The organism is Maribacter sp. UBA3344 (assembly GCF_002362375.1).
GTDB lineage: Bacteria > Bacteroidota > Bacteroidia > Flavobacteriales > Flavobacteriaceae > Maribacter > Maribacter dokdonensis.
Window position 1 is genome coordinate 328,357 of record NZ_DERI01000011.1, and the last position, 13,664, is coordinate 342,020.

Annotated in this window: 13 protein-coding genes; 1 reads left to right on the forward strand and 12 read right to left on the reverse strand. The window is 34.8% G+C overall.

The genetic code is table 11. From position 1 onward, the window contains the following. Nucleotides 1–65 precede the first annotated feature (65 nt). Nucleotides 66–2,291: an FUSC family protein gene (locus B2Z27_RS09070; protein WP_286813418.1), complete on the forward strand. Its 2,226-nt coding sequence runs from the start codon at nt 66–68 to the stop codon at nt 2,289–2,291. Nucleotides 2,292–2,320: 29 nt separating this feature from the next. Here the strand turns inward: B2Z27_RS09070 and B2Z27_RS09075 are convergent, their stop codons facing one another. The 12 genes from B2Z27_RS09075 to B2Z27_RS09130 all read right to left on the reverse strand — a co-directional run bounded on the left by B2Z27_RS09075 (nt 2,321) and on the right by B2Z27_RS09130 (nt 13,646). Beyond that, nucleotides 2,321–2,950, reverse strand: coding sequence for a chloramphenicol acetyltransferase (locus tag B2Z27_RS09075; RefSeq protein ID WP_286813419.1), 630 nt, complete (start codon nt 2,948–2,950; stop codon nt 2,321–2,323). A 65-nt stretch (nt 2,951–3,015) separates the two neighbouring features. Next, a complete protein-coding gene (locus B2Z27_RS09080) occupies nt 3,016–4,044 on the reverse strand; it encodes a hypothetical protein (protein WP_286813420.1) in 1,029 nt (342 codons plus the stop codon). Between the two features lie 179 nt (nt 4,045–4,223). Beyond that, a complete protein-coding gene (locus B2Z27_RS09085) occupies nt 4,224–5,474 on the reverse strand; it encodes a mechanosensitive ion channel family protein (protein WP_286813421.1) in 1,251 nt (416 codons plus the stop codon). A gap of 72 nt (nt 5,475–5,546) precedes the next feature. After that, a complete protein-coding gene (locus tag B2Z27_RS09090) occupies nt 5,547–6,395 on the reverse strand; it encodes a universal stress protein (RefSeq protein ID WP_286813422.1) in 849 nt (282 codons plus the stop codon). Between the two features lie 120 nt (nt 6,396–6,515). Further along, on the reverse strand, nt 6,516–6,935 hold the full coding sequence (locus B2Z27_RS09095; protein ID WP_286813423.1) for a GreA/GreB family elongation factor: 420 nt from the start codon (nt 6,933–6,935) through the stop codon (nt 6,516–6,518). A 164-nt stretch (nt 6,936–7,099) separates the two neighbouring features. Next, nucleotides 7,100–8,389 carry a Glu/Leu/Phe/Val family dehydrogenase gene (locus B2Z27_RS09100; protein WP_286813424.1) on the reverse strand — a complete coding sequence of 430 codons (1,290 nt, stop codon included), beginning with the start codon at nt 8,387–8,389 and terminating at the stop codon, nt 7,100–7,102. Between the two features lie 241 nt (nt 8,390–8,630). Further along, complete coding sequence (locus B2Z27_RS09105) at nt 8,631–9,251, reverse strand: hypothetical protein (protein WP_286813425.1); 621 nt, start codon at nt 9,249–9,251, stop codon at nt 8,631–8,633. A gap of 127 nt (nt 9,252–9,378) precedes the next feature. Beyond that, nucleotides 9,379–9,738, reverse strand: a complete 360-nt coding sequence (locus B2Z27_RS09110; protein ID WP_058103413.1) for a hypothetical protein — start codon at nt 9,736–9,738, stop codon at nt 9,379–9,381. A 35-nt stretch (nt 9,739–9,773) separates the two neighbouring features. Continuing rightward, nucleotides 9,774–10,202, reverse strand: a complete 429-nt coding sequence (locus B2Z27_RS09115) for a GreA/GreB family elongation factor (protein ID WP_074672936.1) — start codon at nt 10,200–10,202, stop codon at nt 9,774–9,776. A 310-nt stretch (nt 10,203–10,512) separates the two neighbouring features. Next, entirely contained in the window at nt 10,513–11,832 is a 1,320-nt protein-coding gene (locus B2Z27_RS09120; RefSeq protein WP_286813426.1) for a sigma-54-dependent transcriptional regulator, read from the reverse strand. A gap of 2 nt (nt 11,833–11,834) precedes the next feature. After that, complete coding sequence (locus B2Z27_RS09125; protein ID WP_058103410.1) at nt 11,835–12,923, reverse strand: sensor histidine kinase; 1,089 nt, start codon at nt 12,921–12,923, stop codon at nt 11,835–11,837. Between the two features lie 138 nt (nt 12,924–13,061). Then, nucleotides 13,062–13,646 carry a TetR/AcrR family transcriptional regulator gene (locus tag B2Z27_RS09130; RefSeq protein ID WP_286813427.1) on the reverse strand — a complete coding sequence of 195 codons (585 nt, stop codon included), beginning with the start codon at nt 13,644–13,646 and terminating at the stop codon, nt 13,062–13,064. Between the last annotated feature and the right edge of the window lie 18 nt (nt 13,647–13,664).

Genomic DNA, 13,664 nt, shown 5'->3' on the forward strand with positions numbered 1-13,664 from the left:
TCTTAAAGGTGTTTTTGAAAGAAACTTCTTTTCATAGTCTATCTTTGTATTTGATTTAATAGGTGTTGAGCAAGATTCAAGTTTTTATTTTAGATACATTAAAAAAGCTATTCCAATATTTGGGCAGCACTCATTTTACCAAGTCGGTATTGACTGTAATTGCCGTAATTACACCACTGGGTATAGGTATTTCTACGGGTTATGCGGAAATAGGTGTGGCTATTTGTTTTGGTGCTTTTTGGTGTAACCCAAGTGATGTTCATGGCAGTTTTAAGCACAAGGTATATGGCATATTATTTTCTGCCGCTTTGGTTATGGTCGTTAGTTTTATAGGGGGTTACTTGCATTATTCTCCATGGTTGTCAGTAGTAATCTTAGGTGTGGTCAGCTTTGCAATTTCCATGATTTCCGCCTACGGATTTAGGGCTTCTCTTATTAGTTTTTCCGGTCTATTGGCATTGGTCATCAGTTTTGCGCATACTCCAGACCAGTTAAAAATTTATGAATTCTCTTTATTGGTAGGTCTTGGAGGTATGTGGTATCTGGCCCTGTCCCTTTTATGGTATAAGATAAACCCAAAAGGGCAGACCGAGGAAGTTTTATATGAAACTATTGGGAATACCGGTAAGCTATTAAAAAAGAGAGGTAAATTAATAGGTAAAAAAGCCAATAGGAAAAAACTCAAAAAAAGTCTTTTTTTACTACAGAGCGAATTAACTGAACAGCACAACACGTTACGTGAAATACTTATTCTTTCACGTAAGAATTCTGGTATATCGGTATATAACGGAAAGCGGGTTTTGGTTTTGGCTCAATTGATAGAAATGTTGGAAAATGCTGGTGCAAACCCTGTTAATTATTTAAAAATGGATGAGCAATTTCAAGGTTATCCTGAGTTTGCAAAACTGTTTCAACATATTATTTCAGAAATGGCAGAACAGTTACAGATGATCGCTGTAATTGGAAATAAGCCAACAAAAATTCCCAAGCACAATAAGCTGAAAACGCTGTTTAACGATTTGGATTACAAGATTCAAGAATTAGGAGGCATAAAAGATGCACAGGCCTATGAAGCTTTTATCATGTTTCAGAATTTTCTGGATTACCAAGAAAAACAGTTCGATAAAATTAAAAGAATCAAGTGGTTATTAAGTGATCATGATGTTGCGTCTGAAGAGTTTATAGATAAAGAAATATTAAAACACTTTTTAATTTCCCAAGATTATAGCCCGCGTATTTTGTTGCGTAACCTAAGTTTTAGATCTACCATTTTTAGGCATTCGTTGCGCATGGCAATTACCTTAATGATCGGTTTTGTTTTGGGTAACCTATTTTCTTTTCAGAATGCGTATTGGATCTTATTGACCATTATTTTAATAATGAGACCTAATTACGGTTTAACCAAAGCGCGCTCTAAAGATAGAACTGTAGGAACTATCATTGGCGGACTCATAGCCACTGTCATTGTGTTTTTGGTACAAGATGTTTATGCATATGCGATTTTGGCGCTCATCTCTTTTGTAATAGCGTTATCTATGCTTCAAAAGAATTATAAGGCATCGGCAATATACGTAACGCTCAGCATTGTTTTTATTTACGGTATTCTTCAACCAGATGTAATGACCGTAATACAATACCGTATTTTAGATACCCTTTTGGGGGCTGTGCTCTCGTACCTAGGTTTTTTGTTTTTATGGCCTAGTTGGAGTTTTCAAGAGATACGTAAAGATGTTGTCAAAAGTGTGGAGGCGAATAGAACATATCTGTCTGAGATTGCAAATTTTTATATTCATAAAGGCAATGTACCTACAAGTTATAGATTGGCACGAAAAAATGCATTTTTAGAGACTTCCAATCTTAGTTCTGCTTTTCAAAGAATGACGCAAGAACCGCATTCCAAGCAGAAAAACTTAAATGAAATTTATCAATTGGTAGAGCTAAACCATAATTTCTTATCCTCTTTGGCATCATGGAGTATTTATATACAGCACCATACAACTACAGAGGCTTCTGAACGTTTAAACAATATTATTACTAAGATCGATGAGAACTTAGAATCGGTATTGAAAATGTTATCTATTGATGCTGCGGATAAACAAGTTATAAATTTAGATGAGGTAATATCGTTTGAGAAACAACTGCCCAAATTTCAATCTGAAGAGGTGAATTTAAGTGCAGACGATTCACATAAATACAAAAGAAACCATCAAGAAGAACAACTGATTTGGGAACAGTTACGATGGTTGTATTCTTTAAGTGTCAATATGATGAAATTGACCTCTAGTTTATAAACAGTGTATTTAGGAAATAGGTTTTTATATTAATCATCAAAGTCCATAAATTCCTGTAGTTTTTCAAAGAATTGCCCAACATGTAGACCATCTGCCAAACCATGATGAACATGAACCGATACGGGCATTTTTTGAATGCCATCTACCGTATTCATTTTACCAAAACTAATTTTTGGGCAGCTGTCCGGAAAATCAAAATGCCTAGCATGGGAAAGTGATGTGAAATCTATCCAAGGTAATGATGAAAAATGAATTACATTTTCACCTGATAAAGCTGGCATTAGACTTTTGGAGTTTTTTACTTCTTCAATTCTAGGTGCTGCCAGGTCGCAAAAAGTATTAAAATCTTCATGATAATCAAGGTAGGAAAACCCAAAAGTACCATTTGATCTGTTAATAGTGGGCGATGCATTTATTACATCGTATTCATAAACCTTATCACCCTCAATACGGTATTTAAATGCTGTAATACTGTTTGCGGCTTTTAATGATTTATGCAAATAATACATGAAAAAGGAATATCCGTTTTCTTTTGATTTTTTGTAGGCAGTTGAACAATCTGTTTTAGCGGTAATGCCATAGAACGGTTCACTGAATTTTGAAAAAAAATTAAAGTGTTCTTTTCTAGACCATTCATGGATATTAAGTTCTTTTCGCATAGTATAATTTTTGCTCAATGAGATATTGAACTGCAAGATATTGGTTATTTTGAGTAATAAAATGTTTATTCAACGGTATGTCTAACAAGAACTTCATTATCTAAAATGACATTGGTAGTCCAAATAAATTGGGCATTCTTAATAGGGTCATCAAATAGCGTGGTGAAATTAGTATACGAAGGTTTGTTGTCCACACCAATGGTCTCATTTGTGTATGTTGATGCATCTTGCCAATCAGAGTCATCGAAATTGGTATGCATCCATCCTTCTGGTATTTGCCAATGTAAGGCGTAAAATTTGCTGCCGTCTTTTCTGCCATTGGTATCACAGTTTTTAGAATATCTATATGCACCATCTTCAGAAGTACAATTTAAATCTATGATAGGAGCCGTATAAAATGTTTGTGCTTTCCAGTCTTTGTTCGTAATGGCAATTGTTTCTTCTTTTCTATTTTTAATGACAGCCACCATACCGCCATCACCTGCATGAAAAGGTTTTCCCCTATTTTCTTCACAACCAATACCAAGGTGCTCTTCCCAATCTACCAATTTCATGGCTATGGTAAATGGTCTATTTACTTTAAATTTAATAACGCTTGAATTGAATTGCGTGAACGGAACTTTATCCTTGCCTACGGGTTTACCATTGACATACATTTCAAAATAATTGTCGGCAAAGATATATGCGGTAAAAACTTCCCCATCATTATCTATTTCAACAATATCCAAATCATTGTAATGAGACATAGCTTCTTGAGCAGTATTATAATTTTTTCCTTCGCACGCGTTGTATAAATCTATGGCAAACGGAAAATTTTCATTAGTATAGTTGGTTTCTGCCGGCACGGTCCATTTTTTTCCATCTGTAGAAGTAATTTCACCAACATCTGTTTTTCTACCACGATCACATTCGTAAATATCTTCTAGCAGGGTAGTGGCAATACCTTGGGTAACGCTTGCGGTGCCCTTATATGCTTTCGCCGTTAAAACGGTTGTGCTTTCATCGGTTTTGTTTTTTGGTTTATTTTCTCCACAACTATAAACTAAAAATAAAACTAGAAAAGGTAAGATGGTTTTAAAAGGATTGATATTCATTTTTAAATGTGTTGGTTATTTTAACTTGTTTAAAGTTATCGGTATTTTTAGAATAATAGAAGAACTGCTAGTTATTATTTAGCGTATTTAAAAGAAAAATACAGATGGTTTCTAACCATTTCAAAAAAAGAAAGAGTATTAAAATTCACCAATTTGATTTTGGCAATTAAAGTGAAAAATTAATTTTCAACGGCAGAAAGAGAAACGGGAATTTCATAAACCTGTAAATGAAAATAGGGTAGTGCGGCCAGTAAATGGTCAAAGATATCTGCCATAACATACTCATAGTTTTCCCAACGTTTATCTGAGCTAAATGCATATATTTCTAAGGGTATGCCTTGTGGCGTAGGTGGTAATTGACGAACCATTAAGGTCATTCCCTTATTTATGGCAGAGTGGGTTTCTAAATAATCGTTTACATATTTCCTGAACACTCCTATATTGGTCAAATTTCTACCGTTAATGGCAAGGTCTTTATTGATGTTGTTAGAGGTGTTGTAAGAATTGATCTGCTCGTTTCTGGTTTTAAGGTATGGCGCAATTAATTGTATTTTTTCAAATTCCTCCAGATCTGTTTCAGAAAGAAAATGTATACTTTTTTGACTTAAGATCAATGCGCGCTTAATTCGTCTTCCGCCAGAATCTTGCATACCACGCCAGTTCTTGAAAGAATCTGATATTAAGGCATAGGTAGGAATGGTCGTAATTGTTTTATCAAAATTCTGAACCTTTACCGTCGCCAATGAAATTTCAATAACATCGCCATCTGCACCAAACTTATCAAAACTGATCCAGTCGCCTATACGCACCATATCATTGATACTTACTTGTATACTAGCCACCAACCCCAGTATGGAATCTTTGAAAATAAGTAGAATAACGGCAGAGCCGGCACCCAGTGCGGTAAAGAACTTCCAAACTTGAATTTCGGTGATAATGGCGAAAATAGTGAAGATGCCTACGATCCAGGCAAAAATCATAAATACCTGTATGTAACTGCCCATAGGCTTATCTCTAAACCTTGGCTTGGTCTTTAAATAATCATTAATACTGGTAAAAACACTTTTAACTACATACAATGCAAGCACTACAAAAAGTACATGTAAAAATTTTAAAACAATTTCTGCGGCATAGTCAAAGCCAATAAAGGCAAAGGGTACAAATTCTATTAATATGCTTAACGGAACAATATGAGCCAAATATCTGGGCACCCTATTGGCTACCAAAAAATTATCGAAATTGGTTTTTGATTTTCTTGCTAGCCTTAATGAAACTGAACGTAGAACTTTCCAGATCAAAAGATCTAAAAACCAAGCCAACACTAATGCAACTATTAATAATATGGCTAAATTAAGATATGATGCGGCAGTAGTGCTTAGTCCAGCTTCTGTAAGATAATTAAAGAGTATTTTATGAAAATCGTCGTTCATTTATCATGTTCTTTCAACCATACAAAGGTACTATTTGTGAAAGCAACAAGTTAAACTGTTAAGGTAATTTTATTATTTACTATGTATGGCCAGTACGGGTACTTCTGCATAATAGCCCAGGTTGTTCAATGATAGTCTCCCAAAACCAAATCTTTCCCAAAATGACGGTTTTTTGTCTACATAACTGATCATATTTGAATGCCTTATAGCTACAAAACAATTTAATGCAATGGCCATTTTAACATTGCGCAAGGTGTTAAAGCTATGGGCTACGTCTTTAAGCTGTTTACGTAGTTTTACTTTGTTCCTCTTTTGACCAAAACTTAGGTTGCTCGGCTGTTCTAAACTAAGTACTTGTATGCTTGCGTTGCTTAGTTTGGCAATAGTAACCAAATATTCAATTTCAGATTTTTTAATGTTCGTATTAAAATTAGTGGTCAATACAATTTCTTTGGGTTGATTGAAATCTACATTGCCGGGAACAATTAATATTGGATTTTCCTTTACGTTCTTTAAAATTTCCAAGGTATGTTGACCATATGCTGCTTCGTTTTTGTTTGCCGAGCCTTTAGCTCCCAATACAAGTAAATCAAATTGTATCTTCTTGTTCAGGTTTTTGACTGCACTTAAAAGTGACATAGACTCAGATACTGCATAGAAACTATGCTTGGTATTTTTGTTTAAGCTATGTAATCTGGCAATGGTTTCTCTTAAACCTTTTTTAGAATTGTTTTCTGATGTTTTATTGAACGCTTCATCTGGATCAAGAAGGCTTAAACTATCAAGACCATATGTTTCTTTGGCATAGGCATGCAATATGTAAAAGCTACACTTTCTATCTTCAAACAGCTTTATAGCGTAAAGCATGGCATTCCATGAATTTTTTGAGAAATCTGTGGGTATTAATATACTGCTTTCCATACTGTACGTTTTAGTTATTGTTAATATTCTTTTATTAAATTCAATCCATGACTAGTATACTTGTCTTAGGCAATCATAATGTTTAAATTTTGTTTATCAACATAGAATGGTTTGTTGTAGTCATAATGCCATGTTCAGGTTAATATGTTCGTTTTCTTGCTCCACTTTTTCAATAGTAAGTTTTTGTTCCCCGACCGGAAATTCCCATTGAACGGTATCACCTTCACTATATCCCATAACTGCTGCACCCATAGGTGTAAGAATTGAGATTTTATTGTTTTTAATATCACTGTCCGTAGGCATTACCAGTTTAAACTTTTTGTGCCAACCGCTATCAGAAACTATGGTGACCATAGTATTTAACCGTATTACATCTTCGTGCATATCGTTAGCGTCTAAAATAATAGCAGTTTCTAGTTCTGATGCCAGCTTTTTAACAGATTTACGCAAGGTGTTATCTTTGTAATACCCAGATAGGTTCATTAATCTTTTAAGTACTACAAACTCTTTTTTTTCTATAACCAGATTTCCGTACTTCATATGCTGTGTTTTATGGTTGTACATTTAATTTTAATAGCTTGTCCATTGCCATTCTAAGCGTAGCCGAGAACATTGGCTAGCTTATTTCAAATAATTTCGACCACGCTCGTTGTGGCAGTATTACATATTAAAATTTTTTATTGTTTGTTGATCAACTATGTATATCAAGGAAAAATACCTCGTTGTACATAAGCTTCTTCCAATCTTTCAATAGCAATGATGAATGCGGCGGTACGCATATCCACATTTCGCTTTTTAGAGGTCTCGACAACCGTGGTGAAAGAGGTTGACATTTTCTTTTCTAATTTCTCCATAACCTCGTCTAACGACCATATTTCGCCATTACGGTTCTGTAGCCACTCAAAATAACTACCTATTACACCACCAGAGTTGCAAAGAATATCGGGTATAATTTCAATCCCTTTTTTTAGTAGTATGTTTTCGGCGTCTACATCGGTCGGTCCATTTGCACCTTCAGCAATTAAATACGCTTTAATCTTATTGGCGTTCTTTGCCGTTATCTGGTTGCCCAATGCGGCAGGAATACATATATCACAATCTAACGAGAAAAAGTCTGCGCTATCAATGGTTCTTGCTTTAGAGAAACCTAAAATACTTCCCTTATTACCTTGACTATAGGCCAGCAATTGGTCTACGTTTATACCTTCTTCATTGGTAATACAACCATATGCGTCTTGTACGGCAGTTAAAATAGCGCCTTCTTTTTCTAAGAAATAGGCAGCCCAGTACCCTACGTTACCAAAACCTTGAACAATGAATTTTTTGTCCTTTAGGTCAATGTTGTTATTTTTTGCCCAGAATTTTATAGTTAGAAAAACACCGTAGCCCGTAGCTCTATCCCTTCCTTTAGAACCGCCTGCACCAATTGGTTTACCGGTAACTACATGCATATTGGTGGAGCGTTCCGCCGGTGATTTGGTAGACATGTAGGTATCAAGTATCCATGCCATGGTTTGCGAATTGGTATTCACGTCTGGAGCAGGAATATCTAACTCAGGTCCAATATTGTCGCCCAAGGCATAGGTGAATCTTCTGGTAATACGTTCCAATTCGGAATCTGTATATTTCGTGGGGTCTAACTGTATTCCTCCTTTGGCTCCACCATAGGGCAAACCTGCTAAAGAAGTTTTCCAGGTCATCCACATTGCTAAAGCCTTGGCAGCATCTATATCTACTGTTGGGTGGTAACGTAGCCCACCTTTGTATGGGCCAAGAGAGTTGTTATGCTGCACTCTGTAACCGGTAAAGATTTCAACTTCACCATTGTCCATTCGTACAGGAAAATGAACAACAAATTCATTGTTGGTAACCTCAAGAATTTTTCTAATGTTCTTATTAAGGTCAATAATGTCTGCGGCATTATCAAACTGTCGCATTACATTTTCTAGCATACCTTGTTTAGGTGCTTTTTTTGGAGCTACTTTTGCTATCATTATATGTAGTTTAATACTAATTCATTATTTAATTCACTGCTAGACATTTCATTGGATATCACGGTAATGGGTTTGTTGGTGAAATCCATAAAATGAACATATTCACTGCACGAATGAATGTTATATTTATCTTTTGTGATCGAACAATAAGAATGGTGCGTACAAGTGGAGCATATGCTGCGCATATAATTTTTCATCGAGCTCATATTATGATGTATTAAAGTGTTCTTACTGTTGTTTGTTATTCTAAAACCGTCTGAGGTTTAAAAGGATAAAAAATTAACGCCAAAAGGGTAATGCCAATAAGTACTAATAAGGCAAATGCCAGTTTGGACATTAGAATATTGTTGTCTAAAGTTTTATTGGAAAGTTGAGTAAGTTGTTTGCTTTCTTCTAATTGTATTTTTGCTAGTATATTTAAATTATCATCTATTTCGGAAAGAGTTTTTAATGAGGTTGACCTTATGCTGCTTTGAATACCGTTATTGGATTGTAGCTCTTTATCTTCCAATATTCTTAGCTTTTTAAATTTGTCGGTCAGGGTATTTAAGGTATTATATTCGGTAGTGGTCAGTTCTGTAAGTGCCACTTCATTCAATAGATTTTCTACTTTTTTATTTTCTTCTTGGTTTAAAATAAAATCATGAGCTGTAAGTCTTAGTTCTTTTTCATGGAAGATGTTATTTAGCTGATAAATAAAATCTTGAACCTTAACCCTATCTTCATACACGGTATTTACCGTTGTTTGCAACGTAGTAAAATGTCTTTGGTACAATCTATTTGAACCCAAAACCAACAAAAAAGTGATGCCTAAAATAAAGATGGCATGCATTCTTTGCTGTGTTTTTAATTTTGAGAACATAAGTGTTATAGAGTTTATATTATGATTGTACATTTTGCGTTAATAGGAATCCACTTGGTGTTTTCTTAATAAATCAGCCAACCTATTTATAGAAGCCAAGTGGATTACATCAACCAACTAAAAAAAATTAAAGGACTTGTAATTCGCCTGAGTTGATAGCGTCTTTGTAGTCTGCAGTTACTACTGTATGACTACCAAAAAAACGACCACCATCATTTCTTTTAATTTTAATTTGTGTAGTACCGTCCTTTTTTTCCTTAACTGAGGTAACTACAACTTTCTCGCCATGGGCCTGCCTATAGTTGGCAATACCACCACGTTTGATTATAAAATTTTCTCTTGGAAAATCTATGTGTTTGTACTTGTGCGATTCGGGTTTTCCTATTTCAAAAACATCACCAACACGAACCTCTGGTTGTGTAGAAGTGTTGTCTTGAGCGGTTAACATACTTACTGAAAATAACAGGGCAATTGCATATTTTATCATAACTGAATAATTTTAGAATTAATTAATATTTGTTTTTAAATGGTTGAAACTTTAGGAGTGATTTTGTTGGCTTGGTTTGGTTGGATAACTTTTTCTATGACCAGGGACATCATTTCACCGGGTAGCCCAAATGAAATTCTATCACCTACGGCGCGACCTATTACCGATGCACCTAAACTGCTGATTACTGAAACTTTGTGCTGTTTAGCATTGCTTTGCTCAGGTGGTACTATGGTAAAAGTTTGATGTACGCCCGATGCTCCGGTAACTTTTATGGTTGAATTAATAGTTACTATGTCAAAAGGGATATCTGCAGTATTCAAAACCATGGCAATACCCATATTTTGAGCTAGAAGTTCTAACGCGTTTTTATGCGCATAATCTTCAATAGAAAGATTATTCTCTAGATGATTTTTAATAGCGATGAATTCGCTCTCTTCCAAAACTAGACTACCGTATTTCATCTACTGCATTTTTAATTGTACTACGTATTACCAAACAAGTGGTAGTAGCTTTATTGTTCGCAATAGAAAATGCAAAGGGTATGCCCTTAAAGTGATTATTTGAAAATATGTATTGTAAATTATTGATTATCAATAATTTACAATATTAAAAATAATTTTTGATAATACCTGAAGTGGGGAGTATTTACCCGATTGGGTAGAATTTCCCCGATTTTATTGGCACCGCCAAAGGGTATAATACGCTGAGGCTTGTCTCGAATTTAAAAGTTTGTTTCCTTTTGAATGCCTCATGGGCATGCTCTGAGGTGTTTTATTTTAGTTTTTCGCGTAAAGTTTTACGATCAATCTGAAGAATTTGAGCGGCTTTGGTTTTGTTTCCTTTCGTATGAACCAATACACGTTGTATGTATTCTTTTTCCATTTCATAAAGTGGACGTAACCCATTATCAGGAAAATCAATTTGATATTTTAAGGCTTCTGGCAAATCTTTTACTTTAATAATACCATCGGACATTATTACGGCGCGTTGAATAATATTTTCAAGCTCCCTTATATTACCGGGCCAATTATATCTTTCAAGAATTTGAAGCGCTTCAGGGGCAATACGGAGAAGGCGGTCCTTAAATTCTATGCCATATTTTCGTATAAACTTATCGGCTAAAATAGAAATATCGGATTTTCTTTCCCTAAGTGGTGGCACGTTGATCTCTACAACGGTTAACCTATAGTAAAGGTCTTCTCTAAATGAGCCGTTTTTTATTTCATCTTTTAAATTAGCATTCGTAGCGGCAATAATCCTTATATCTACTTTTTCAACTTTTTGAGATCCTACCCGTGTAATTTCCTTTTCCTGTAAGGCACGCAATAACTTGGTCTGTACTGCCAGTGAAGCAGTGCCTATTTCGTCTAAAAAGAGTGTACCGCCCTTGGCAGCTTGAAAAAAACCGTTTCTATTTTCATTTGCACCGGTAAAGGCACCTTTTATGTATCCAAACAGTTCCGCTTCTTGTAAGTTTTCTGGAATAGCCCCACAGTTTACTGCAATGAAAGGTTCTCTAGAGAATTTACCAGAATAATGTATGGCCCTTGCAACCAGTTCTTTTCCGGTTCCGCTTTCACCGGTAATTATAATGGTAGCTTTGTTGTCTTTGACCCTTTCTATAATATTCGTCACTTTTTTAAAAGCGACTGATTCTCCTACCATATCTGAATATAGGTTAGGGGAGGCAGTGGTAAAATTATGGTTTTTTCTGTGGGCATTTTGTTCAAATGCTTTCTCTATAGCGTCTTTAAGTTCGGATTTAGTAAAAGGTTTTGTCAAATAATCTGTGGCACCAGATTTTATGACTTCTAAGGAGTCTTCTACAGAAGGGTAGCCGGTTACCACCAATTTAGGAATCTCCGGGTAATGTTCATTTGCAAACTTCAGTAATTGTAATCCATCAATTTCTGGCATTTGAATATCAGTAATAATAAGATCTATAAAAGTATCCTTCAAAATAAACAAGGCCTCTTTAACTGACACCGCCTTATAAGTATGGTATCCCATAGCTTGTAAATGCCTTTGCAAAAGCTCTAGAATATCTATATCATCATCTACTATGAGTATGTTCTCTTTGCGCAAATCCATAATTACAATTTAGGAAAGTTGACCGTAAAAATAGTTCCTTTAGGCGTATTCTGTTCATGCTCTATGGTACCTTTATGGCTCGTAATAATACCATGAACTACACTAAGGCCTAAACCAGTACCTTCACCTATAGGTTTGGTAGTGAAAAAGGGTTCAAAAACCTTATCTTCCAATTCTTTTGGTATACCTTCTCCTTGATCGGCAATTTTTAAAAGAATATGATTTTCTGTATCTAGGACTTTTACTGAAATAATACCATTTTCTGGGGAATAATAAATGGCGTTCATAATTAGGTTGAACAATACTTGGGTCAATTGTACTGTATCTGCCTGTAAAACCAGATCTTCATTTTCATAAGTTGTTACTAGTTTAATTTTTTTATCACGTAATGATGGTGCTAGTAATTTTATAACGCTTGTTACAATAGGAATTAATTGAACCCTTTTCATTTCTTGCGGCATTTCGCAAGCAAAGAACATAAGTTTTTTAACGATTTCTCTACTAAAAATGGCACTGTCCATAATTTTTTCAAGATCTCTGACAGACTGCTTATCCGTCATTTTATCGGTAAGAAGTTCGGCAAAGCCAAGTATATTGGCCAATGGGGTATTTAATTCGTGAGCTATGCCAGCTGTAATCTCACCTAATATGTGCAAACGATCGGTTCGCTCCATTTTTCGTCTTGTAAGAGCTTCACTGTCACGAATTTGTTTACGTTCTATAAGATTGCCAACATCTAAGGCAACGTTGTTCAACAACGTTTGTTCCTCTATTAAAAAGTCATCAATACTATATTTTTCTGAAGGATAGCCAACCATTACCTCACCCTCTAACTTATTAAAGACTTTTATTTTTGAAGATAAACAGACCATATTTGGCTTAAAGTCGTCTGTTTGTACAGTGTATTCACCAACTTTTAGAAAAACTTCGGTTACTTGCTCAAATTGCCATGCCCGTTTTAAGCAATAAACAATGGCTTCTAAAGATGCATCAATTTGATCATAATCTGCATTTACGATAATAGAAGTTACCTCATATAAACAGGTTAGTTCTTTTACGCGTTCCTTTAATTTTGCCTCTGCCGATGTCATAACTATTGTTGTTCAATTTGCTTTATAAAGGTCAACAATATTTGGCAGAAATGAAATGTGCAATAGGTTAAACCTTGCTATTTTCATTCAAATTATGGTAAACTAGATAATTAAAAATTTTAAAAGATATGTGAAGGTTTAAGAGGCTTTTACACCATTAAAAATGAAATCCATAAATTGCTTTTCAAGTTCAATAGGGTTAATACTAGTATTGCTATTGTCTACATACTTGTTATAAGACCATCTCAATGACGACACTATACTATTTGTGGCAATTTCAATGTTCATAGGTCTAAATTCTCCTTTCTCTACACCGTCTTCCAAAATAGAGGCAATTTTAAAAATATAGTCTGATCTTTTGGCTACATATTCACTAAGTGCAGGCTCCTTTAAATTTCTCCATTCATTTGCCATAAGTGCCAGCTGGTATGGTTTTTCAAATGTGAATTGTATGTGTTTGGAAATTACCATTCTCAGCTTATCCTTTGGTGAAAAAGTTGAATCTATAATATTATCCATATAGGTTTGAAATTCTTTGGTAATCCCAATCACATAATTTTCTAAGAGGGCATCTTTAGAGTCTATATAATTATAAATATTAGCTACCTCAAAGTTCATGCGTTCTGCAATATCTCGCATGGTAGTGGCTCTAAATCCTTTTTCATGAATCAATCTCAAGGTTTCCTTGAAAAATAAATCCTTTTTTACACTCTTCGCCATCATAATACAAACATTATAAAA

What these genes read in the sequence shown, in the direction of transcription:
- B2Z27_RS09100 (WP_286813424.1), bottom strand. Translation starts at nt 8,389, where the DNA reads ATGATAGCAAAAGTAGCTCCAAAAAAAGCACCTAAACAAGGTATGCTA.
- B2Z27_RS09125 (WP_058103410.1), bottom strand. Translation starts at nt 12,923, where the DNA reads ATGACATCGGCAGAGGCAAAATTAAAGGAACGCGTAAAAGAACTAACC.
- B2Z27_RS09080 (WP_286813420.1), bottom strand. Translation starts at nt 4,044, where the DNA reads ATGAATATCAATCCTTTTAAAACCATCTTACCTTTTCTAGTTTTATTT.
- B2Z27_RS09120 (WP_286813426.1), bottom strand. Translation starts at nt 11,832, where the DNA reads ATGGATTTGCGCAAAGAGAACATACTCATAGTAGATGATGATATAGAT.
- B2Z27_RS09075 (WP_286813419.1), bottom strand. Translation starts at nt 2,950, where the DNA reads ATGCGAAAAGAACTTAATATCCATGAATGGTCTAGAAAAGAACACTTT.
- B2Z27_RS09110 (WP_058103413.1), bottom strand. Translation starts at nt 9,738, where the DNA reads ATGATAAAATATGCAATTGCCCTGTTATTTTCAGTAAGTATGTTAACC.
- B2Z27_RS09095 (WP_286813423.1), bottom strand. Translation starts at nt 6,935, where the DNA reads ATGAAGTACGGAAATCTGGTTATAGAAAAAAAAGAGTTTGTAGTACTT.
- B2Z27_RS09115 (WP_074672936.1), bottom strand. Translation starts at nt 10,202, where the DNA reads ATGAAATACGGTAGTCTAGTTTTGGAAGAGAGCGAATTCATCGCTATT.
- B2Z27_RS09085 (WP_286813421.1), bottom strand. Translation starts at nt 5,474, where the DNA reads ATGAACGACGATTTTCATAAAATACTCTTTAATTATCTTACAGAAGCT.
- B2Z27_RS09130 (WP_286813427.1), bottom strand. Translation starts at nt 13,646, where the DNA reads ATGATGGCGAAGAGTGTAAAAAAGGATTTATTTTTCAAGGAAACCTTG.
- B2Z27_RS09105 (WP_286813425.1), bottom strand. Translation starts at nt 9,251, where the DNA reads ATGTTCTCAAAATTAAAAACACAGCAAAGAATGCATGCCATCTTTATT.
- B2Z27_RS09090 (WP_286813422.1), bottom strand. Translation starts at nt 6,395, where the DNA reads ATGGAAAGCAGTATATTAATACCCACAGATTTCTCAAAAAATTCATGG.